This window comes from Kribbella pittospori (assembly GCF_004331465.1).
Classification (GTDB): Bacteria; Actinomycetota; Actinomycetes; order Propionibacteriales; family Kribbellaceae; genus Kribbella; species Kribbella pittospori.
The window spans coordinates 106,623-128,961 of record NZ_SJKB01000008.1; the positions used below are offsets into that span (position 1 = coordinate 106,623).

The following is a 22,339-nucleotide window of genomic DNA, read 5'->3' on the forward strand; positions in this document are numbered from 1 at the left end:
CGGCGCCGCGGCGCCTCCGGGAAACTATCTGATCCGGCAGGCTTCCCACAGATACCGAGACCCACACCTCATCGGTACTTCTCCGGATCCTTCAGCCGCTCGTTCATCGAGCCCGATCGGAAGCCGCGCGGGTCGAGCCGGGCGGCCGGGAAGCCCTCGGCGACGACGGCCGCGATGAGTGGCTCGTGGTCCACCCGGTCCAGCAGTTGGCCGTCGATCTCGATGCTCGCGGCGTCGCCCAGATCCCGGACCCGGACGTTCTGGACGCCGTACGGCGTGAGCAGGGAGCGGACCGTCTGTTCGGCGCGGTCGACCCGGGCCAGCAGGTTCGGCGTGATGCGGATGCCGTACGCGATCCGGCTGGACAGACAGGCCGCGGCCGGCTTGTCGGAGGTCTCCAGACCCCAACTGCGGGAGGCCTCGCGGATCTGCGCCTTGGTCAGCCGCGCGTCCTTCAGCGGCGTGAGCGCACCCCGCTCGAAAGCGGCACGGATGCCCGGCCGGAAGCCGGCGATCGCGTCGTCGGCGTTCGTCCCGGTCGCGATTGCGGTGATGCCGAACTCGTCCGCGATCGGCTGCAGCGTCTCGACCAGCTCGGCCTTGCAGAAGTAGCACCGGTCGCCCGCGTTGGCCTGGTAGCCCTCGCGGTCCATCTCGTGCGTGTGCGGCGTCAGGTGCCGAACGCCCAGGCTGTCGGCGAATCGCGCGGCCGGCTCGAGCTCCGCTGCCGGCAACGAAGGCGAGATCGCAGTCGCGGCGACCACGTTGGCCGGGCCGATCGCCCGCGCCGCGGCGGCCAGCAGGAACGCCGAGTCGGCGCCACCGCTGAACGCGACGACCATCTTGTCGTAGCCGGACAGCCGCTTCATCAACGCTTCCAGCCGCTGCTCGAGCACGTACGCATCCAGCCACGCCGGGAACTCGGTCAGATCATTCAGTACGACGTCCGCGCCGTACGCACGCAACTCGTCGGCGGTGAACGGCCCGGTCGCCACCGCCACCGCGACCGCTCCGGCGGCATGCGCTCCGTCGATGTCGGCGGTGTGGTCACCCACGTAGATCGTCGCCTTGTGCTCGCGCAGCGCCGTACCCTTCTGGGCGCCGTGCAGATCCCCGACCGGCTCGTCGACGTCCAGCCCGAGGTGCTGCAGGTGCAGCTTCACCGACGGCGTGTACTTCGCCGACACCACCATCGTCCGGCCCCGCAGAGCCCGGATGGCGGCCAGGGACTCCGCTACACCCGCCAGCGGCAGGCTCCCGGTGATCGCGTGCGACGGGTAGTGCTCGCGGTACCGCGTGACCATCGCATCGACCTGCTCCGGCGGGAACCAGTTCGCCATCTCCCAGGTCAGCGGCGGCCCGAGCCGGCTGACGACCAGGTCGGAGTCGATCGGTACGCCGGTCTCCGCGGCGAGCAGGTCCCAGACGGCCTGGATCCCCGGCCGCGAGTCGATCAGCGTCATGTCCAGGTCGAAGCCGACCACCAGTTCCGGCACATCGGCGGTGGCGGGCGCGGGCTGGATCTCGGCGGTTGACACGTCCCCAACCCTACGTGTTCCGGCGACGGTGCCGCGCGCGGATTCCGGCCCGCATTTGACAACCAGACGCATTTTGTCCGGCTACTTGACATCTGAGGGAGATATGTAAACCATCGACCTCATGGACTCGTTCACCGACCGGACCAAGCGCCGACTGCGTGAGGAACTGCTCGACGCGGCGTACGACGCGATCGTGGCCGGCGGGTACGACGGACTCCGGATGGCCGACGTGGCCCGGCGTACTGGTGTCTCCCGCCAGACCGTCTACAACGAGTTCGGCGACAAGTGGGGCGTGCTGCAGGCGGTCGTGGCGCGGGAGACCGAACGGTTCCTGGTCGAGGTGAACGCGGCGCTCGCCGAGCAGTCCGACCCGATCGACGGCCTGCGGGCCGCGGTCGAGGGCGCGCTACGGCAGGCCGCGGACAACCCGCTGCTGAAGGCCGCGCTTGGACAGCCGGGATCCGACCAGGCCAGTCAACTGCTGACCACACGGGGGCAGCAGGTGCTGGAGCTGTGTCATCAGCGGCTCGACGTACACGTACGTACCCATTGGCCGCAGATCCCTGCCGACGACGCGACCGCGTGTGTCGACGTCGCACTGCGTCTCGTCATCAGTCACATCGTCAGTCCCGGTCCCGCGCCGGTCATGGTCGCCGACCAACTGGCGAGAGTCCTCGGTCCGTTCCTCAGCACAACAGGAGGTCGCGCATGACGAATCCGTTGCACCGGCAGGGTTTCAATTCGCTGCGGTCCGGCGGTCTCAGCTGGGAGGCGCTGCCGCTGCGGTTGTTCGACAAGGGCAATCGCAAGTTCTGGAACCCGCGGGACATCGACTTCAGCCAGGACGCGAAGGACTGGCAGGAACTCAGCGACAACGACAAGCACAACGCGTTGATGCTGTGCTCGCAGTTCATCGCCGGTGAGGAGGCGGTGACCGAGGACCTGCAGCCGTTCCTGCAGGCGATGGCGGCGGAGGGACGCTTCGGCGACGAGATGTACCTGACGCAGTTCTGCTTCGAGGAGGCCAAGCACACCGCGGTCTTCCGGCTCTGGCTGGACGCGGTCGGCGTGACCGAGGACCTGCACCACTTCATCGAGAACAACCCGGGCTACCGCGCGATCTTCTACGAGGCTCTGCCGGTCGCGCTGAAGTCCTTGGCCGACGACCCCTCGCCGGCCAACCAGGTCCGGGCCTCCGTCACCTACAACCACGTGGTGGAAGGGACTCTGGCCCTGACCGGCTACCACGCGTGGAACCTGCTCTGCACGTCCCGTGGCGTCCTGCCCGGCATGCAGGAACTGATCCGCCGTATCGGTGACGACGAACGGCGCCACATGGCCTGGGGCACGTTCACCTGCCGGCGCCACGTCGCCGCGGACGAGTCCAACTGGAAGGTCGTCACCGACACGATGGAGGAGTTGCTCCCGCACGCGCTCACCCAGATCCAGTGGGCGATGGACAACTCCCCCGCGCTCCCGCCGGAGATCAACCCGACCGCTTTGATGACGTACGCCGGCGACCGTGCGACCCGCCGCCTCGGCGCGATCGAGTCAGCGGTCGGGGTGGACGTGGCCGGGATCGACCTCGACTACTCCCCCGAGAAACTCGAGGACACCTTTGGCGAGGAGGACTCAGCCGCGCTGGCGGCGGTTCGCTAGGACCACGATCAGTGCCGCCGTGCCGAGGACTGCCGGCAGCCAGGTGACGGTCGTCGTACCGAGGTGGTCGGCTGCCTGGCCGCCGGCGAAGGCACCCAGTGCGATTGCGCCGTTGTAGACGCCGACCAGTACGGCGGACGACGCTTCGGGAGCGCTGGGTGCGGCGGCGTGGCCCCACGCCTGGGTGCTCACGCTGGTGCCGCCGTGCGAGAAGCCCCAGATCACCAACAAAACAAGGGCTCCGACCAATCCAGTGCCGACGAGCGGCATGAGTACGGCGACTGTTGCGATGCCGAGGGCAATCATTCCGAGGGCACGGGCGGGGCGGAGCGAGCCCGCGACGAAGTTGCCGATGACGCCGGCGACGCCGTACGCGAGGAGCAGGGTTCCGATCAGGGCGGGGGTGATGCCGGCCTGCTTCTCCAGGAGGGGACGCACGTACGTGTACGCGGCGAAGTGGCCGGTGACGAGGAGTGCGACCAGCGCCAGGCCGACTCGGAGTTGCTTGATCTTGAGGACTTCCGCGACGTCGCTCAGCCGGACTGCCTTCTCGGCGGACAGCGGGGGCAGGAAGAGCGCGAGGGCCGCGGCGAGCGTGGCGGACAGCACGCCGACGGCGGCGAAGGCCCAGCGCCAGCCGACCAGTTCACCGACGTACGCACCGGCCGGGATGCCGAGTACAGAAGCGATTCCGATGCCGCTGAAGATCAATGAGGTCGCGGGACCGGCCGCGTGCGGAGGTACGACGCGGCGTGCGAGGCCGATCGTGAACAGCCAGACACCGCCGAGCGAGATGCCGAAGAGGACGCGGGCGATCATCAATACGCCGAAGGTCGGGGCGGCTGCCGCGAGAAGGCTCGCGGCAGCGAGGAGCGCCATCAGCCCGACCATCACGATGCGGCGGTCGAGTTTGCCCAGCACCAGCGGGAGGATCGGCGAGGCCAGCGCGGACACCACACCGGTGACGGTCAGGCTGAGGCCCGCCGTACCCTCGCTGACCTGGAGGCTCGAACCAATCGGGGTGAGCAGGCCGACCGGCAGCATCTCGGCGGTGACCACGGTGAACACAGTCGCCGCCATCACCACCGGGGGCGCCCAGCCGCGGGTGGCCGGTGCGACCTGGTCGGCGCAGATTGTCGTCATACATCCACTGAACGGCCGCGCACCGGTGCGGAACAACGGCGATGTGATCATGCTTGTATTAGCTGAGCTCATCGATCGGAGGAGGCGCCGTGGCCGTCGAGATCCGCGAACTGGAGTGCTTCCTGGTGCTGGCCGAGGAGCTCCACTTCGGACGTACGGCGGAACGCCTGTACCTGTCGCAGAGCCGGGTCAGTCAGTTGCTGCAGTCGCTGGAACGCCGGATCGGTGGGCCGCTGTTCGAGCGGACCAGCCGCCGGGTCGCGCTGACCCCGCTCGGCCAGAACTTCCTCACCTCACTGCGACCGGCGTACGCCGCGCTGGAACGCGTGGTGACGAACGCGCGTGAGTTCGCGACGCAGGTGAAGGGCAGGCTCCAGATCGGGTTCCAGGGCACAGCGACCGACGAGATCCTGGCCGCGGTCTCGGTGTTCCAGTCGCAGAATCCGAACTGCTTGATCGGAACCTGCGAGCTACCGCTGAACGATCCGTTCGGCGGGCTGCGGCGTGGTGCCGTCGACGCCGCGGTCGTACTGCTGCCCGTCGCCGAGGACGATCTGGTCCTCGGGCCGGTGTTCTCCCGGCAGCCGCAGACGCTGACGGTGTCGACGCGGCATCCCCTGGCCGGTCGCGAATCCCTCGACATCGAGGATCTGGCAGACGCCGTACTGATCGCTGTCTCGGAGCCTGCGCCCGGCTACTGGCGGCAGGCCCAGGCGCCGACGCAGACTCCGAGCGGTGCGCTGATCCACCGCGGTCCCGAGGTCGCGACCCTGCAGGAAGGCCTGTCCCTGATCGCAGCTGATCGCGGTGGCATGCTGCTCTGCCGCCCCACCGCCGAGAACAACCGCCGCGCCGACATCGTGAACATTCCGCTCACCGGCGTCCCCGACTCAGCCCTCGGCCTGGTCTGGCGCCGCGGCGAAGACACCCCAGCCCTCCAAGCGTTCGCTGTACACCTGAAGGGAGCTTGAGATGTCCACCTGGGAGGATCTCGGCGCGCCCAAACGGCCGGTGAAGGCGCACTCCGGGTCAGCTGAGGCCTAGCATTTCCACGGACTTCTCGCGCATTTCGACCTTGCGGACCTTCCCGGTGACGGTCATGGGGAAGTCGTCGACGAGCAGGACGTAGCGCGGGATCTTGAAGTGGGCGAGTTTGCCGGTGGCGAACGCGCGGACCGCGGCCGCGTCGAGCGGGTCGGCGCCGGCCTTGAGCTTGATCCAGGCGCACAGTTCCTCGCCGTACTTCTCGTCCGGTACGCCGATCACCTGCACGTCGGCGATGTCGGGATGGGTGTAGAGGAACTCCTCGATCTCCCGCGGGTACACGTTCTCGCCGCCGCGGATCACCATGTCCTTGATCCGGCCGACGATGTTCACGTACCCGTCCTCGCGCATCGTCGCCAGGTCGCCGGTGTGCATCCAGCGGGCCTGGTCGATCGCCTCCGCGGTCTTCTCCGGCTCGTCCCAGTAGCCGAGCATCACGGAGTACCCGCGGGTGCACAGCTCACCTGGCTCACCTCGGCCGACGACCAGACCGGTGGCGGGGTCGACGAGTTTCACCTCGACGTGCGGCATCACCCGGCCGACGGTCGACGTACGCCGGTCCAGGTCGTCGTCGCGACGGGTCTGCGTCGACACCGGCGACGTCTCGGTCATGCCGTAGCAGATCGCGACCTCGGCCATGTGCATGTCGGCGACACAGCGCTTCATCACCTCGATCGGGCACGGCGATCCCGCCATCACGCCGGTCCGCAGGCTGGTCAGGTCGTAGTCGGCGAAGTCCGGCAGCCCGAGCTCGGCGATGAACATCGTCGGTACGCCGTACAGCGCGGTACACCGCTCGTCCTGCACCGCCTTCAGCGTCGCGGCCGGGTCGAAGGCCGGGCCGGGGATCACCATGCACGCGCCGTGTGTGGTGCAGCCGAGGTTCCCCATCACCATGCCGAAGCAGTGGTAGAAGGGCACCGGGATGCAGAGCCGGTCCTCGGCGGTGAACGCGATCGTCTCGGTGACGAAGAAGCCGTTGTTCAGGATGTTGTGGTGGCTGAGGGTCGCGCCCTTCGGGAAACCCGTGGTGCCGCTGGTGTACTGGATGTTGATCGGGTCGTCGAACGCCAACTCCGCTTCGCGTTCGTGCAGTTCGTCCTCGGTGACGCGGCCGGCGGCGTCGCGGAGTTCGTCCCAGTCGCCGGTGCCGATGTAGATGGTCTCCTCGAGCGACTTGCAGTCCGGCCGCACCTGGTCGACCATCGCGCGGTAGTCGCTGGTCTTGAACTCGGTCGCCGAGATCAGCAGCCGTACGCCGGACTGGTTCAGCGCGTAGGACAGCTCGTGCGTCCGGTACGCCGGGTTGATGTTCACCAGGATCGCGCCGATCATCGCGGTCGCGTACTGCGTGATCGTCCACTCCGCGCAGTTCGGGGCCCAGATGCCGACCCGGTCACCCTTCGCGATGCCACGGCCGAGCAGGCCCCGCGCGACCACGTCGACCTCAGCGCCGAATTCGGCGTACGTCCAGCGGCGTCCGGTCTGGACCTCCACCAGTGCGTCGCGATCGCCGTACTCGCGGACCGTGCGTCTCAGGTTGGCCCCGATCGTCTCGCCCAGCAAGGGAACCTCGGACACTCCGGATGCGTACGACGGCAGGCTCATGACTGTCATCGTCGCCCTAGTCGGATGCCCCTGCAACTGCACGTGCGGCAGGAAACAGGGGGTGGACGGCAAGCAATGTCCTTACCAACTCTCCGTCACCCCGGTCGCACAGCGTGGTTGGCCGGTTACATTGGTGCTGAGAGGTGTGAGGCGATGGGCCGAACCGTTGAAGGTCACGCCCGCAGCGACCGGCCACCTGGGCGTACCGCCGAGGCGGCTCAACGTACCGCTGCGGTGGAGGAACGCGTCCGGAAGCTCGGCGAGATCCTGTCCGACGCCCTCGCGATCGATGTCCACGGCACCGACCTGCAGACCCTGAAGCGGGCACCCCGGCGGGCACCACCGACCACGTCGCCGAGCGATCTGCAGCCCCATCCCGGGCCGGTCTGGGAGGCGTTCGTACCGCACCCGCCGGGCCGTTTCCGTTGGTGGGGGGCCGAACGCCGCTACAACCGTCGGCTGGCGTGCGCCGAGGATCGCTTCGCCGAGGCGATCGAACGGCACTGGGCGTCCGAGGAGAGCCGCCGGGAGCGGGTGGCTCGCGCCCTGCGGGACCAACTCGAGCAGCAGCGCCGGCTCGACGAGGCGACCGCGGAACAGCATGCGCGGATCGACGCGTACCAGCGGGCGGTGGAGAACCGGGATCGGACGGCGGTCAGCCGGTACTTCCAGAAGGCGCTGGAACGGGTGGCGGAGCCGCTGGACTTTCCGCGCCGGCGACGGGTCGGGTACGTGCCGGAGTCGACGTTGCTCGCAGTCGAGTGGGATCTGCCGGACGTGAGCGTCGTACCGGCTGAGGCGTCGTACCGGTATGACCGTTCGCTCGACGCGGTGCTGGCGGTGCCGCGGCCGGAGAAGGAACTGCGGCTGCTGTACCAGCAACTCGTTGCACAGATTGCGTTGCGGGCGTTGCACCTGATCTTCGGCAGTGACCGGTACGGCGTGGTGGACACGGTGGTGTTCAACGGGATGGTCGAGTCCGTGGACCTGCCGACCGGGCAGACGGTGCGGCCTTGCCTGATCACGCTGCGGGCTACGCGGGAGCAGTTCAAGGCGTTGGTGCTGGACCAGTTGGATCCGGTCGCGTGTGTGCGGCACTACTTCTCGGCGGAGGTGTCGCGGCATCCGGAGGAACTGCAGCCGGTGGAGCCGGTGCTGGAGTTCGACCTGGCGGACCCGCGGACGATCGAGGCGGTCGACGTGATCAGCGAGATCGACAGCCGGCCGAACCTGCTGGAGCTGAGCCCGGAGTCGTTCGAGCACCTGGTGCAGAACCTGCTCACCCGGATGGGCCTGGAAACCAGGCTGTTCCGCCGCGGCACCGACGGCGGGATCGACTGCGTCGCCTACGATCCCCGCCCGATCACCGGCGGGAAGTTCGTCGTCCAGGCCAAGCTCTGGACCCGCACCGTCCCACCGTCGGCCGTCCGCGACCTCTTCGGCACCGTCCTCGACGCCGGCGCCACCAAAGGCATCCTCATCACCACCAGCGGCTTCGGCCCCACCAGCTACCAGTTCGCCACCGGCAAACCCCTCCAACTAATAGACGGCACCGCCCTCCTCTCCCTCTGCCACCACCACAAAATCCCCGCCCGAATCATCCGCCGCGCGAGTTAGCTATGTTCTGAAAAGTGGGCATGTCGCTGATATAGTGGGCAATCAGAGGTGGTCGGCGTGCAATTTCCCGAGCCGGTGTCGACCGTGATTCCTGGCGTACACGGCCGGGTCCTCGGCGTGCTCGCGCGGACTGATCAGCCATTGACCGGACGCGCGGTCGCCGGACTCCTGCGAGCGCCCGGCAGCCCCAGCGGCGTACAGAAGGTGCTCGACGATCTGGTCAGGAACGGTGTCGTGACCGCACAGCCGGCCGGTCGTGCTCGGCTGTACACGCTGAACCGGGATCACGTTGCATACCAGGCGATCGATCACCTCGCGCGACTCCGGGAGCTTCTGCTCGAACGCATCAAGGCAGAAGCAGAGTCGTGGCAGCTGCGCGCGAAGGCAGTCTGGCTGTTCGGCTCGACTGCTCGCGGACAAGGCGGCACCGACAGCGACCTCGACCTGCTGATCGTTCGGCCGGATGACGTCGACGAGTCGGATCCCCTCTGGGTCGAGCAGCTCGCAACGCTGGCCGAACACGCAAGCCAGTGGTCCGGGAACTCGTGCGAGGTCGTCGAATACAGCGCCCAGGAAGTTCGTGAGCTCATCGCCGGCGACGAACGCCTAGTCACCGAACTCCGCCGCGACGCCATCCCGATCGCCGGCACCTCACCCCAACGAACCCTCACCCGAAAGGCCGGCTAATTGTCTGCACTCGATGAAGCCCGAGCGCACCTGGCAAAGGCTCGCGAGTTCCTCGAAGCCGCCGAACTGACCAACGACCTCCAACTCTTCAACGCCGCGGCGTACAGGCGGACATGAAGTATCCGGGCCTCGACCGAGTTGCAGTGAAGGCTCAGGCGGGCGGTGAGCGCCGTCGACGTTATACCTCCTGTCCGCCTGTCCGGTTCAGCTCAGCGGGGACTCGTAGATTTGGATTTCGGTGCCGCCGGGGTTCTCGCCGTCGTCGGGGGCGGTGACGAGGCGGAGTTTGGTGGGGGTGGTTTCTAGGGCTACTGGGTTGCGGGTGGCGGAGTGGTTGGTGGTGGGGGAGAAATAGGGGAAGGGGATCTCGTGGAGGATGCGGTTGGTGCGGAGGTCCAGGAGGGCCAGGCCGCCTAGGTCGTAGGTGGTGTTCGCCGGGCCGGGGAGAGTGGTGACGCCGCCGCAGAGTTGTTTGCCGCGGGCCACGTAGTCGCAGTCCTGGTAGTCGAGGATGTGGCTCTCGTTGGAGACGGACTCCAGCTTGCGGCCGGTGGTGGTCCACTCGTAGAGCGTCCGGGAACCCCAGCTGACCCCGTGGACCAGACCGGTGGTGCGGTCACGGACGACACCGCCGACGTGGTCGTTCGCCCGGAAGCGCTCGGTCACCCGGTAGGTCTTCGGATCGACGGTGTAGATGATCGCCCGCGAGTCCGGGCGGTACTCCGCCGCCGGCACCCACAGGTTCTGCCCGTCGTAGTCGATCCCGCCCGGGTGGTACGCCGTACCTTCGCCGAGGTGGATGTCCTTCTTCAGGTTGCCCTGCCGGTCGATCACGAACAGGTGCCCGATCCCCTTGCCCGGGCTGCGGTCGTACCCGTCCACCGGCTCCGGGTACTTCACCGGCGCCTCCAGCACCTCCACGCTGGTCATGAAGATCAGATCACCCACCAGCGCGAAACCCTGCGGGTGGTACGTCGGGAACTTCAGCGGCACCCGCGCCACCTGGGTCCACGCCGTACTGCGCGTGGTCGCCTCGAAGGCCCGGGCGACCCCGGAGTCCTTCCCGGACGCGTCGGCTGTGGTCAGTCCGGTGAGCAGGACACCGGTGAGAGCTGTAGAGATGAGGATCCGGCTGCGCATCAGAGTCTCCTTGGGCGTGAAGTCGATGGTGCAGTGTGCCGCGGCCGGGTGACGGCGCGGCCGACACCAGATGATCAGACCTCGATGACCGAGGGAAGTGTCAGACTGCGGCTATGGACACTGGGGTGCGGGTTGTCGGGTCGGGGCAGGCCAGCGCGGCGCCGGATGTACTGCGGGTGTCGTTCAGCGTCGACCATGTCGCGCCGGACGTGGCGTCCGCGGTGTCACAGGTGGCCCAGCGGACGGATGCGGTCACTGCGGCGCTGCGCGACCAGGGCGTCGAGGCCGACGACATCTCGACCACCACCGTGAACGTGTACCAGGACTACAAAGGAGAGAACCAGTCTCCGGCGTACCGCGGTTCGCACGTGTTGACGGTGACGACGAAGGACCTGACCGGATTCGGCCGGCTGCTCAACGCCGCGGTGGATGCTGCCGGCAACAGCCTCGGGCTGCAGGGACTCGAGTTCGACATCGAGGACAAGACCGAGCTGCTCACCCGCGCCCGCGAGCTCGCCTTCCGCCAGGCCCGGGACAAGGCGCAGGAACTCGCCGCACTGGCCGGCTACTCCCTCGGCTCAGTCACCTCGATCTCCGAGACCAACCGCCACTTCCCGATGGCCGAAGGCATGGCGCTGGGCGGCAGCAGGGCGAAGTTCGATGCGGCCCTCAACATCACGCCCGGCGAGCACACCGCCCAGATCACCCTCGAAGTTCAGTTCTCCTGGGCCTGAGTCTTCCGCTCGAGCTGTAACTTCTGTCTCACAGCGTGTTCGCTGTGTCTCAAAGCGAGATCAGGGGTATGCGCTGTCGGTGCTGTCATGGAAACTTCTTCCATGTACGCACCGGCACCGCTGCGGCGGCAGTTGAACCGGTCTGGGCTGCTCCTGCTCGGACCGGCGTTCGTTGCGGCGGTCGCCTATGTCGATCCCGGGAACTTCGCGACCAACATCGCAGCCGGCGCGACGTACGGCTATCTGCTCTGCTGGGTCGTCGTCGGGGCAAACCTGATGGCTGTCCTCGTGCAGTATCTGGCCGCGAAGGCGAGTATCGCGACCGGCCGGACGCTGCCGCAGTTGTGCCGTGACCACTTCAAACGGTCCACGTCGACAGGGTTGTGGTTCCAGGCGGAGCTGGTCGCGATGGCGACCGACCTGGCCGAGGTGGTCGGTGGCGCGATCGCGCTGAACCTGCTGTTCGGGATCCCGCTCCTGCTCGGCGGTGTCATCACCGGCGCGGTGTCGTTCGGGCTGCTGGTGTATCAGTCGAAGCGCGGGCAGCGGCCGTTCGAGGCCGCCATCATCGGACTCCTCGCCGTGGTCCTGGTCGGATTCGTCGTCTCCACCGTCCAATCCGAGCCGTCCGCGGCCGGAGTCGTGGGCGGACTGGTGCCGCGGCTCGACGGGACCGAGTCCCTCGTCCTCGCCGCCGGCATGCTCGGCGCGACCGTGATGCCGCACGCGATCTGGCTGCACGGCGCCCTGGTCACCGACCGGCACTGGAAGACGATCCGGTCAGCCGCCGGCAAGTCCCGGGTACTGCGGGCCACCCGGATCGACGTGGCCGTCGCGATGGCGCTGGCCGGGGCCGTCAACCTCGCCATGGTCGTCGTGGCCGCGGCCGCGCTGAGCGGCACCGGCGCCGACTCGCTGGACGCGGCCCACGCCGCCATCGGCGACCGCCTGGGCCAACTCCCCGCGCTGCTGTTCGCGCTCGCCCTGCTGGCCAGTGGATTCGCGTCCTCCTCGGTCGGGACCTATGCCGGCTCGGTCATCCTGGACGGCTTCTGGCACCGGCACGTCCCGCTGGCAGTCCGCCGCCTCATCACCCTGATCCCGGCCCTGGCGATCCTTGCGATCGGCATCGACCCGAGCCGCGCCTTGGTCGTGTCCCAGGTGGTGCTCAGTTTCGGCATCCCCTGCGCCCTGTGGCCGCTGGTCCGATTGACGGCCTCCCGGCGCGTCATGGGTGACCTCACCAACCGGTGGGCGACTACCCTCCTGGCATGCCTGGTCGCTACCGCTATCTCCGTGCTCAACGTCGTACTGATCGTGCTCACCGTCCGGGGATGACATGACGGCGGTGTATGCCGTCAGCGATATCCACGGTCATCCGGAGAAGCTGAAGGCATCGCTGCAGGAGGCCGGGCTGACGGATGCCGACGGCAACTGGTCCGGCCAGGACGCGCGGCTGTGGTTCCTCGGCGACTTCTTCGACCGCGGCCCGGACGGGATCGGCGTACTGCGGTATGTCCGCGGGCTGATCGAGCAGGCACCGGACGGGGCGATCCGGATGCTGCTCGGCAACCACGAGATCCTCGCGCTCGGGATGCACAAGTTCGGCGACGAGTTCGTCCCGCACGAGGGGATCACCACCCGCAGCTTCGAGCGGTCGTGGGCCCTGAACGGCGGGCAGGACCGCGACCAGGAACTGCTCACCGAGGACGACGTCGCCTGGCTGCTCGACCAGCCGATGCTCGCGCTGGACGCCGGGCACCTGCTGATGCACTCCGACACTGCGGAGTACGTCGAGTGGGGCGACAGCATCGACCAGATCAACGAAGCGGCCCGGGCCGAGCTGCACACCGACGACATCGTCGTGTGGTGGGAGATCTGGCGCCGGATGACGTCGCGGTACGCGTTCCGCGGCGCGAGCGGTGGCGAGGTGGCCACCATCCTGCTGCAGCATCTCGGCGGCCACCGCATCGTCCACGGTCACAGCATCGTGGCCGACCAGCTCGGCATCGACCCGGCGAACCTGACCGGCCCCAACCTGTACGCCGACGGCCTCGTCCTCGGCATCGACGGCGGCGCCTTCGACGGCGGCCCATGCCTGGTTGTCCAGCTGGAGGAATTGGAGCCCGCGCGGGAATGACCGTCGACCGCTCCTGGTTGTTGAAAAGTTGACGGTGAGATCAACGCTCTGGGAGCTGAGATGGCGGAGAAGGCAGTGAAGATTCCTGGTCCGGATCACCCGATCACGGTCGGGAAGAACCCGGATCGGGTCGTGGTCAGGCTCGGGGACCAGGTGATCGCGGACACCCGGGAGGCGCTGTCGCTGCAGGAGGCGAGTTATCCGGCGGTGCAGTACATCCCGCGCGAGGACGTCGACTTCGGGCTGCTGGAGCGCACCGACCACGCGACGTACTGCCCGTACAAGGGCGACGCGTCGTACTACAGCATTCTCCCCGCCGGGGCGGACGGGGTGAACGCGGTGTGGACCTACGAGCAGCCGTACGACGCGGTCGCGGACATCCGCGAGTACGTCGCGTTCTACCCGAACAAGGTCGCGATCGAGATCACCGCGGACTGAATCACCGGCTGAGGCTGATTCACCGACTGAGAAAGGCCCGCAGTACCGGGGCGAGGAGCTCCGGCGGTACGACGTGGTCCTGGTCGGCGAGCTCGGTCAGCCGGGCCGCGGGCAGGATGCCGACGATCCGGTGGGCCGCGTCGACCATGAACGGCGGCGACGCGGTCCCGGCGACGACCAGGGCCGGCTGCATGATCTTGCGGAGAACGTGGACCGGCGTGCGGCCGCCGGGCGCGCCGTGGTCCATCACGGCGAAGTCGTAGGCGAGCGTCGGCGCGAGCTCAGCCATGCCCGGGAAGGCCGCGGTCTCGATGGCGGCCTGCTTCGGCATGCCCGCCATCATCAGGAACAGCTCGACCGCCTCCCGCCCGTGACCCTCGCGGATCAGCTCGAGCACCCGTCCGCCGTCCTCGCTCGAGTCGACGTCGTCAGGCCCGTACGGCGGCTCGTGCAGCACCACCTTCGTGAACGGCAGCCCGGTGCTCGCCGCGATCGCAGCCAGCCCGGCGCCCGACGAGTGGCCGTAGACAGCCGCCGTACCGCCGAGCGCTGTGAGCAGTGCCCCGAGGTCGTCCACCTCGCGCTGCACGGAGTACGGCGTACTGTCGCCGCTGTCTCCGCGGCCGCGCCGGTCGTAGGTCACCACGTCGAAGTCGGCGGCCAGCTCCACCGCCAACGGCTTGAGCGCGTTCCGGTCGCAGAGCGCACCGCCGACCAGAATCACCCGCGGCCCACTCCCCATCCGCTCGTAGGCGATCGCCGTACCGTCCGCCGAGCTCACTTTCTGCATGCCACGTCCTCCCTCGATCATCACTGACATGCAGTACGTCGGAGCCGGCCCGTGCGGTTCGACATAATCCCTGGCGCTCGATCCGGCCTGGTGATTCACTGCGTCGCGATGATCACGAGAGTTGACGACTACCTCCACGCGGCCCCGCTGTCCGGTGCGATCCCCGAGCAGGTCGGTCCGTTCACCCTCTTCCGCAGTACGACGGTCTGGCCGTACTACGCCCGTCCGATGCCGGGCTCGTCGACGGTCATCGAGCCGGGGGACATCGACGAACTGCGGGCGCGGTGTGCCGAGCTCGACATCCCGCTGAGTCTGGAGTGGGTCGTGGAGACGTGCCCGTCGCTCGGTCCGGCGGCAGCTGCGGCCGGACTGACCGTGGCCGAGCACCCGCTGCTCGTGCTCGAACGCGCCGAGTTCCGCCCGGTGTCCGCGGACGCCCCGTGCGAGATCCTGCCCGCCGAAGACGCCGTACTGCGGCAGGCCAGTGCGGTGGCGTCGCTCGCGTTCCACGACCCGGGTACGTCGGTCGGCACGGCCGGACCGGTCGAGCGGGACGCCAAGGCGGCCGAGCAGCCGGCCGAACGGATCGCGGCGATGGTGGAGCGCGTCGCCAACGGCATCACCGTGAGCGCCGGCGCATTCACCGACGAGGGCATGGTCGCCAGCGGGCAGCACCAGGCGGTCGGTGCCACCACGGAGATCGTCGGCATGGGCACGCTGCCGTCCATGCGTCGCCGTGGCCTGGCCGCGGCGGTCACCTCCGCGCTGGCCGAGCACGCGTTCGCGAACGGGGTCGATCTGATCCTGCTGTCCGCGGCGGACGAGGCGGTCGCGGCGGTCTACGAACGCGTCGGCTTCCACCGCATCGGCAGCGCCGGGGCCGCGGAGTGACACGGTTCGTCGTGGGTAGGGCCGGGGCCGTACCGTTGGAGGGATGAGCACATCCGAGCGGAACCGCCCACGCACCCTCGCCGAGGCCCTGCGTACCTGGGACGACGTTGCGCTCGGACTACTGCTCCAGCGTCGCCCGGATCTGGCGATGCCGATCCCCGCGGACACCGGTCAGCTCGCGGCGCGGGCCACGACGAACGCCTCCGCCGCGCGGGCGATCAACCGGCTCGACGAGTTTGGTGTCGACCTGCTGGAGTCGCTCTCGGCGCTGCCGGAGCCTGTGGACCTGGCCGCGCTGGCGACCGGCGTGGCGCAGCCGGTCGAGGTGGTCCAGCCTCGGGTGGACGAACTGCTGAAGCTCGCGTTGGTGTGGGGCACGGAGGACGACCTGCGTCCGATCCGCGCCGTCCACGAACTGCTCGGTCCGACCCCGGCCGGGCTCGGACCGGTCACCACCAGGCACTTCGGCGATCTGGACCAGCTGATCGAGGACGCCGGGCCTGATGCACGTGAGGTGCTCGCCAAGCTGACCTGGGGCCCGCCGACCGGTTCGGTGGAGAAGGCAGAGCGTCCGGTGACGATCGCCTCGGCCCGTACGCCGGTTGAGCGGTTGCTGGCGCGTGGTCTCGTCGTACCGAAGGATGCGAACACCGTCGTACTGCCGCGCCAGATCGGACTGCACCTGCGGGGCGGGCGGGTGCTGGCGTCGACTCGGCCGACGCCGCCGCCGCTCGACGGCAAGACAGTATCTGCGTCGATCGCGGACCGGGCCGCTGCTGGTGCGGCGCTCGATCTTGTCCGGCAGGTGGATCGCGCTCTGGAGCAACTGGGGACCGAACCGCCTCCGGTACTGCGGACCGGTGGCATCGGCGTACGTGAGCTGCGCAGTCTGGCCGGGAAGATCGGTGCGGAGGAGCAGACGACCGCTGCGGTGCTGGAGTTTGCGTACGCCGCCGGACTAGTTGCTGCGGCCGAGATCGGGACGAGTGAGTTCTGGCTGCCGACCAGCGCGTACGACGACTGGCTGGACCTGGACCTTGCGCATCGGTGGGCTCAACTGGTGTCGGCCTGGTTCACCGGGATGCGTGCGATCGGACTGATCGGCCGTCGCGACAGCGGTGGTGCGACGGCTGCTGCGCGCGAGCGGCTGATCAACGCGCTCGCACCGGATCTGGAGCGGTTGCTGGCGCCTGAGGTCCGGGTGCTGACGGTGCAGGCGTTGTCGAAGGCTGACGCTGGTACTGCACCTGCCCCGGAGTCGATCGTCACCTGGGTGGCGTGGCATCGGCCGCGCCGTGGCGGGCAGTTCCGCGACGATCTGGTCGAGTGGACGATCACCGAGGCCGCTCTGCTCGGTCTGACCGGTCTTGGTGCGTTGGCGCAGCATGCGCGGCCGCTGCTCGATGCGGAGCCGACGGTGGACGATCTGGCTGAGGCGATCAGCCCGCTGGTGCCGGAGCCGGTGTCGGAGGTGCTGCTGCAGGCCGATCTGACTGCGGTCGCGCCCGGTCCGCTGGTGCGGGTGGTGCAGGACGAGCTGTCCGCCATGGCTGACGTCGAGTCGCATGGTGGCGCGGCGGTCTACCGGTTCAGCGAGGGTTCGGTACGGCGTGCGTTCGACCTCGGGCGGACCGCTGACCAGTTGCACAAGTGGTTGGCCGAGCACTCGCGTACGCCGGTGCCTCAGCCGTTGACGTACCTGATCGATGACGTTGCGCGGCGGCACGGCGTACTCCGGCTCGGTACGGCGTCGACGTACCTGCGGTGTGACGACGAGGATGTGCTGACGCAGCTGCTCAGCTCCAACCTGCCGGGTATTCGGTTCCGGCGGCTGGCGCCGACGGTGGTGGTGTCGCCTTCACCGCCGGACATGGTGCTGAGCCGGCTGCGTGAGGCGGGGCTGGCGCCGCTCGCCGAGACGTTCGACGGGGTCGTGCATGTGACCAGTGGTGGGACACGTCGCGGTGACACGCCACGGCGCCGTTCCAGCCGGGACTTCGCCGACAGCGCGGCCGACCTCACTGACGAGCAGGTCAAGGCGGTCATCGAGAAGGTCCGCGCCGGCGACCGCATCGCCGCCGAACGCCCCACCGACGAGGGCCTGATCGAGCCGACCGCCCCGGCCGAGACCATCGCCGTACTGACCAACGCCGCCGAGTCCCACACCCGCACCTGGATCTCGTACGTCGACCACAACGGCACCGCCTCCGAACGCATCGTCGAACCCGTCCGCGTCGCCGACGGCTGGCTCACCGCCTACGAAGACACCACCGACCACCCCCGCACCTACGCCCTCCACCGCATCTCCACGGCCCGAGTGGTGGATTGACCTCGCCCGACTTCCTTTCATCTCTTCCTTCGGATGCATCATCCGCGGTCAGTCGCCCACTTGCAGCACGAGGCACAATGGAAGGTCGGACACCCGAATGGAGACGCAGTGACAGACGGTCCTTTGATTGTGCAGTCGGACAAGACGCTTTTGCTGGAGACTGCGCATCCGGACGCCAACGACTGCCGGAAGGCTATTGCGCCGTTCTCCGAGTTGGAGCGGGCGCCGGAGCATGTGCACACCTATCGGCTGACGCCGCTGGGGTTGTGGAACGCGCGGGCGGCCGGGCACGACGCCGAACAGGTGATCGACGTACTGCTGCGCTACAGCCGCTACCCGGTCCCGCACTCCCTGCTGGTGGACATCGCGGAAACGCTGGACCGGTACGGGCGACTGCGGCTGGAGAAGCACCCGCAGCACGGACTGGTGCTGGTCACCACCGACCGCCCGGTGCTGGAGGAGGTGCTCCGCAGCGCCAAGGTGAAGCCGATGCTGGGCGAGCGCATCGACGACGACACGGTGCTGGTCCACCCGTCGGAGCGCGGTCACCTCAAGCAGACGCTGCTCAAGCTCGGCTGGCCGGCCGAGGACCTCGCCGGGTACGTCGACGGCGAGACGCACAAGATCGAGCTGGTGCGTGAGGGCTGGGACATGCGCCCGTACCAGCAGCAGGCGGTCGACTCGTTCTGGCACGGCGGCTCCGGCGTCGTCGTACTCCCCTGTGGTGCCGGCAAGACGATCGTCGGCGCGGCCGCGATGGCGCAGGCGTCCGCGACCACGCTGATCCTGGTCACCAACACGGTGTCCGCGCGGCAGTGGAAAGACGAGCTGATGCGCCGCACCAGCCTGACCGAGGACGAGATCGGCGAGTACTCCGGTGCCCGCAAGGAGATCCGTCCGGTCACCATCGCGACGTACCAGGTGATGACGACGCGCCGGAAGGGCGTCTACTCACACCTCGAGCTGTTCGACGCGCGCGACTGGGGCCTGATCGTGTACGACGAGGTGCACCTGCTGCCGGCTCCGATATTCCGGATGACCGCGGACCTGCAGACCCGTCGGCGGATCGGCCTGACCGCGACCCTGGTCCGTGAGGACGGCCGCGAGGGTGACGTGTTCTCGCTGATCGGGCCGAAGCGGTACGACGCGCCGTGGAAGGACATCGAGGCGCAGGGCTGGATCGCGCCGGCCGACTGCGTCGAGGTGCGGGTGGACCTGGAGCAGACCGAGCGGTTCGTGTACGCGACCGCTGAGCCGGAGGACCGCTACCGGCTGGCCGCGTCGACCCCGGCGAAGTCCCGGCTTGTACGGCGGATCGCCGACCACCACGCGGGTGAGCCGCTGCTGGTGATCGGGCAGTACATCGACCAGCTGGACGAGCTCGGCGAGCGGCTGGAATGCCCGGTGATCAAGGGTGAGACGACGGTGCGAGAACGGCAGCGCCTGTTCGACGCCTTCCGCAAGGGCGAGATCAATCGCCTGGTGGTCAGCAAGGTCGCCAACTTCTCCATCGACCTGCCCGAGGCGTCCGTCGCCATCCAGGTCTCCGGCACCTTCGGCTCCCGCCAGGAAGAGGCGCAGCGCCTAGGCCGAGTCCTCCGCCCCAAGGGCGACGGCCGCACCGCGAGGTTCTACTCCATCGTCGCCCGAGACACGGTCGACGCCGAGTTCGCCGCCCACCGCCAGCGTTTCCTGGCCGAGCAGGGCTACGCCTACACGATCGTCGACGCCGAGAACCTCTTCGCCTGAACCTCCGAAAGAAAAGAGGAGGAGAGGGTGCGTCGATGCGGAGAACCTCGTGCAGCTCGACAGGAGGTGTGCTCGGGTTCGCCGACCGAGCACGCCCGGCGAGGCGTCACCGGATCATGCCGCAGGTGACACCTCCTGTCCGCGTGCACGCTGCGCCAACGCGGCACGGACCGTTGCGACGACCCAGGCCGGGTCTCCGATGATGTGCTCGTAGGTGAGCCGGAGTACCAACCACCCGGCCGCCACCAACTCGTCGTACCGATGGCAGTCAGCAGCGAAGTCCCGCCGAGACCCGTGGAACGCGAAGCCGTCCGCTTCCAGCGCCACCCGGGCCAGGCGATGTCCCAGGTCGACCCTTGCCCGGAACAACCCGTTGGTGACCGGTACCTGCGGCTCGAAGCCGTCGATGCCCTCATCGATGAGAAGCGCCCGGAGCATGGACTCCAGGATGCTGCCGGACAGGCCGGTCGCCGCGAGCGCTGTTCGGCGAGCGTTCGGGCATCCTGGCCCGCGCATCGCGACGGTGGCGGCGAGGAGCTCTTCGCGGTTCAGATACCCGGTGGCGAGCGCCGCGTCAGCGACGGCAAGCGCTTCGCCGAACGGCAGAACTCGGGCGCAGTCGACCACCGTCCGCAGCAACGAGGTGGTCCGATCCCGCCGCTCGTCCGCGTCGACCGCCGCCCAATGCAGCACGGCCGGCGGCCCCGGACGCGGATGACGGTTGGGCGGAACGGTGACATGCGGCTTCTCCGGCACCACCAGGAGCGGAAGCTGCCATGTGCTCGCGGCACTCAGATGCGAGCGCACGCCGTCATACGCGAGCGCTGCCGCGAGATCCACCGGCAGCTCCGGCAGGGCGTAGATCCCCAGTGCGATTCGCCGCACCTCTCCCTGTTCGAGCGCTGCCGCGACAGCTCGTCGAGACGTCAGTGCCGACAACTCGGCGAAGGTGGCCCACCCGCCTAGGCGGGCAAGGACTTCACCGGGTGATTCCACTTGGGGATGGTGCCTGAAGTCGGCCGGATCGTGACGTGGGTTATCCACAGCGGACAGCTCGACAGGAGGTGTCACCGCCGAGCGAGCCGACGTACGCTCAGCCGACTCGCGACAGGCTCTGAGCAGACGAGACGTCCTGTCGAGCTGTACGGCCCTACTCGCCTAGGCGGGTGTGGATGCCGTTGAAGTGGCTTTTCATGGAGCGGGCGAAGGCGTCGGGGTTGCCGGACTCCAGGGCTAGCAGGAGATCCCGGTGCCAGGCGGCGGCGTCCGCGGGGGTGTAGCGGGCGCCGGGTAGGCGGGCGTCTACCTGGGCGAAGGTTCGCCAGAAGACGGACAGCAGGTCGATCACGAGGGCGTTGCCGAGGGGTTCGTAGAGGGCCTGGTGGAAGGCCCAGTCCTCGTCCGGGAAGTACTCGCCGGACCGGGCCTTTGCCTCCATGCGTTCGACGATCGGCTCCAGCGCGTCGTACCCGTGGGACTTGAAGTACGCGACCACGTCGTCCGCCATGCCGACCTCGATGGCCTGGCGGACCTCGAGCACGTTCTGTACGTCGCGGAGGTCGCCGGCCATCGATTGCGACATCCGGAACGCCAGCCCGTCCTCCAGAGACTGCAGTGAGACCTCGCCGACGTACGTCCCGTAGCCGTGCCGGATCTCGATGATCCCGACCGCCTGCAGTGCCTTCATCGCCTCGCGCAACGGGTGCCGGCCGACACCGAGCTGGGCCATCAGCTCCTGCTCGTTGGGTAGCGGGTCACCCGCCTTCAGCCCGCGTTCCAGGATGTACGACTTCATCTGGTCGCGAATGAAGGACTGATTCCCCGCCGCACCGCGTGCCCGGCTGAGCCCACCCGTTGTCACTGCCGGCCTCCTCGTCTAGGACCCGTCAGTGTAATCCGGCACGGTCGAGCAGGGGACGGATCGCGGCGATCTCCCCGTCGTTCAGCGGGATCGAGGGGAACGCGGTCAGCGGGCAGTCGATGACCCCGAGCAGGTACAGCCCCGCCTTGAACGCGCCCAGCGCTGCCGAGCTCGCGCCCATCCGCGAACGGTCCGCCACAGTGATGATCTCGAACAACCGGAACAGCCGATCCTGCTCCGCCCGAGCCGTCGCCGCATCACCCGCGGACGCCGCGTCGAACAACCGCACGTACCCGGACGGATCCACATTCCCCAGCCCCGGTACGACGCCGTCGACGCCGAACGCCAACGCCGAATCGACCGTCAGCTCCGACCCGGTCATGATCGCGAATCCGGTCAGCCCAGCGTCCCGCCGGTCCAGCACCAACTGCCGCAGGCTGGTCTCCTGACCACTGGAATCCTTCACCCCCGCGATGATCCCCCGCTCTCCCAGCGAAATCATCAACGACGACGACAGCTTCGTCCCGACCCGCGGCGGGATGTCGTACGCGTACATCGGAACGTCCCCGGCGATCGTCGCCAACCGCGTGAAGTGCTGCTCGATCTCGGCCGGATGCGTCGCGGCATAGAACGGCGCCGTCGCCACAACAGCATCAACACCCGCCTTCAACGCCGCGGACAGATGCGCTCCGGCGCGGGCGGTCGACGTGTCGATGACACCGGCCAGCACCGGCACCTGCCCGGCCACCTCCGCCACGGTGGTCTCCAGCACCACCTGCCGCTGTTCGTCGGTCAGGAACGTTCCTTCGCCGGAGGTACCGAGCACGAACACCCCGTCCACACCCCCGGTGAGCTGGTACTGGATCAACCGGGCCAGCGAGGCCGTGTCGACGTCGTACTCGGGGGTGAACGGCGTGACGAGCGGCGGTACGACGCCGGTCAACTGGGCGGAGTCGGTCAAGGGGTCTCCC

20 protein-coding genes are annotated in these 22,339 nt (G+C 68.5%); 12 read left to right on the plus strand and 8 right to left on the minus strand.

Annotated elements, in window-relative coordinates; translation table 11 throughout:
* Positions 1–68: 68 nt before the first annotated feature.
* Positions 69–1,538 (minus strand): ATP-dependent sacrificial sulfur transferase LarE, encoded by a 1,470-nt coding sequence (larE, locus tag E0H73_RS24920; RefSeq protein WP_131360640.1) that lies wholly within the window; start codon positions 1,536–1,538, stop codon positions 69–71.
* 121 nt (positions 1,539–1,659) lie between these two features.
* On the opposite strand from larE, the gene E0H73_RS24925 reads away from it, so the two are divergent.
* Both E0H73_RS24925 and E0H73_RS24930 read left to right on the plus strand, forming a co-directional pair.
* Positions 1,660–2,250, plus strand: a complete 591-nt coding sequence (locus E0H73_RS24925; RefSeq protein ID WP_131360642.1) for a TetR/AcrR family transcriptional regulator — start codon at positions 1,660–1,662, stop codon at positions 2,248–2,250.
* The gene (locus tag E0H73_RS24930; protein WP_131360644.1) at positions 2,247–3,197 is read left to right on the plus strand and encodes a R2-like ligand-binding oxidase; all 951 of its coding nucleotides are present in this window, start codon (positions 2,247–2,249) and stop codon (positions 3,195–3,197) included. Before E0H73_RS24925 ends, E0H73_RS24930 begins: the two co-directional genes overlap by 4 nt.
* Here the strand turns inward: E0H73_RS24930 and E0H73_RS24935 are convergent.
* A complete protein-coding gene (locus E0H73_RS24935; protein ID WP_131360645.1) occupies positions 3,171–4,340 on the minus strand; it encodes an MFS transporter in 1,170 nt (389 codons plus the stop codon). The genes E0H73_RS24930 and E0H73_RS24935 overlap by 27 nt on opposite strands.
* 89 nt (positions 4,341–4,429) lie before the next feature.
* On the opposite strand from E0H73_RS24935, the gene E0H73_RS24940 reads away from it, so the two are divergent.
* Positions 4,430–5,311: a LysR family transcriptional regulator gene (locus tag E0H73_RS24940; protein ID WP_131360646.1), complete on the plus strand. Its 882-nt coding sequence runs from the start codon at positions 4,430–4,432 to the stop codon at positions 5,309–5,311.
* A gap of 58 nt (positions 5,312–5,369) precedes the next feature.
* On the opposite strand, the gene E0H73_RS24945 is transcribed toward E0H73_RS24940, so the two are convergent.
* A complete protein-coding gene (locus tag E0H73_RS24945; protein ID WP_272949150.1) occupies positions 5,370–6,992 on the minus strand; it encodes an AMP-binding protein in 1,623 nt (540 codons plus the stop codon).
* 153 nt (positions 6,993–7,145) lie between these two features.
* On the opposite strand from E0H73_RS24945, the gene E0H73_RS24950 reads away from it, so the two are divergent.
* Positions 7,146–8,609, plus strand: coding sequence for a restriction endonuclease (locus tag E0H73_RS24950; RefSeq protein ID WP_131360649.1), 1,464 nt, complete (start codon positions 7,146–7,148; stop codon positions 8,607–8,609).
* 57 nt (positions 8,610–8,666) lie between these two features.
* Positions 8,667–9,296, plus strand: coding sequence for a nucleotidyltransferase family protein (locus E0H73_RS24955; RefSeq protein ID WP_165555810.1), 630 nt, complete (start codon positions 8,667–8,669; stop codon positions 9,294–9,296).
* 204 nt (positions 9,297–9,500) lie between these two features.
* Here the strand turns inward: E0H73_RS24955 and E0H73_RS24960 are convergent, their stop codons facing one another.
* The gene (locus E0H73_RS24960; RefSeq protein ID WP_131360654.1) at positions 9,501–10,436 is read right to left on the minus strand and encodes a DUF6454 family protein; all 936 of its coding nucleotides are present in this window, start codon (positions 10,434–10,436) and stop codon (positions 9,501–9,503) included.
* 113 nt (positions 10,437–10,549) lie between these two features.
* Here E0H73_RS24960 and E0H73_RS24965 point away from each other — a divergent pair, with 113 nt between their 5' ends.
* From E0H73_RS24965 to E0H73_RS24980, 4 genes are all read left to right on the plus strand, one after another.
* On the plus strand, positions 10,550–11,170 hold the full coding sequence (locus tag E0H73_RS24965) for an SIMPL domain-containing protein (RefSeq protein WP_131360656.1): 621 nt from the start codon (positions 10,550–10,552) through the stop codon (positions 11,168–11,170).
* A 102-nt stretch (positions 11,171–11,272) separates the two neighbouring features.
* Positions 11,273–12,508 carry an Nramp family divalent metal transporter gene (locus E0H73_RS24970; protein WP_131361274.1) on the plus strand — a complete coding sequence of 412 codons (1,236 nt, stop codon included), beginning with the start codon at positions 11,273–11,275 and terminating at the stop codon, positions 12,506–12,508.
* Between the two features lies 1 nt (position 12,509).
* The gene (locus E0H73_RS24975; RefSeq protein ID WP_131360658.1) at positions 12,510–13,310 is read left to right on the plus strand and encodes a metallophosphoesterase; all 801 of its coding nucleotides are present in this window, start codon (positions 12,510–12,512) and stop codon (positions 13,308–13,310) included.
* 60 nt (positions 13,311–13,370) lie between these two features.
* The gene (locus tag E0H73_RS24980) at positions 13,371–13,748 is read left to right on the plus strand and encodes a DUF427 domain-containing protein (RefSeq protein WP_131360660.1); all 378 of its coding nucleotides are present in this window, start codon (positions 13,371–13,373) and stop codon (positions 13,746–13,748) included.
* A 19-nt stretch (positions 13,749–13,767) separates the two neighbouring features.
* Here the strand turns inward: E0H73_RS24980 and E0H73_RS24985 are convergent, their stop codons facing one another.
* Complete coding sequence (locus E0H73_RS24985) at positions 13,768–14,538, minus strand: alpha/beta fold hydrolase (protein ID WP_165555811.1); 771 nt, start codon at positions 14,536–14,538, stop codon at positions 13,768–13,770.
* A 108-nt stretch (positions 14,539–14,646) separates the two neighbouring features.
* Here E0H73_RS24985 and E0H73_RS24990 point away from each other — a divergent pair, with 108 nt between their 5' ends.
* The 3 genes from E0H73_RS24990 (at position 14,647) to E0H73_RS25000 (ending at position 19,507) form a co-directional block, all read left to right on the plus strand.
* A complete protein-coding gene (locus E0H73_RS24990; protein ID WP_131360664.1) occupies positions 14,647–15,429 on the plus strand; it encodes a GNAT family N-acetyltransferase in 783 nt (260 codons plus the stop codon).
* A 43-nt stretch (positions 15,430–15,472) separates the two neighbouring features.
* The gene (locus E0H73_RS24995) at positions 15,473–17,758 is read left to right on the plus strand and encodes a helicase-associated domain-containing protein (protein WP_131360666.1); all 2,286 of its coding nucleotides are present in this window, start codon (positions 15,473–15,475) and stop codon (positions 17,756–17,758) included.
* A 108-nt stretch (positions 17,759–17,866) separates the two neighbouring features.
* The gene (locus E0H73_RS25000; protein WP_131360668.1) at positions 17,867–19,507 is read left to right on the plus strand and encodes a DNA repair helicase XPB; all 1,641 of its coding nucleotides are present in this window, start codon (positions 17,867–17,869) and stop codon (positions 19,505–19,507) included.
* 114 nt (positions 19,508–19,621) lie between these two features.
* On the opposite strand, the gene E0H73_RS25005 is transcribed toward E0H73_RS25000, so the two are convergent.
* The 3 genes from E0H73_RS25005 to E0H73_RS25015 form a co-directional block, all read right to left on the minus strand.
* A complete protein-coding gene (locus E0H73_RS25005) occupies positions 19,622–20,503 on the minus strand; it encodes a hypothetical protein (protein WP_131360671.1) in 882 nt (293 codons plus the stop codon).
* A 154-nt stretch (positions 20,504–20,657) separates the two neighbouring features.
* On the minus strand, positions 20,658–21,368 hold the full coding sequence (locus E0H73_RS25010; protein ID WP_131360673.1) for a FadR/GntR family transcriptional regulator: 711 nt from the start codon (positions 21,366–21,368) through the stop codon (positions 20,658–20,660).
* 25 nt (positions 21,369–21,393) lie between these two features.
* Entirely contained in the window at positions 21,394–22,329 is a 936-nt protein-coding gene (locus tag E0H73_RS25015) for a dihydrodipicolinate synthase family protein (RefSeq protein WP_131360675.1), read from the minus strand.
* Between the last annotated feature and the right edge of the window lie 10 nt (positions 22,330–22,339).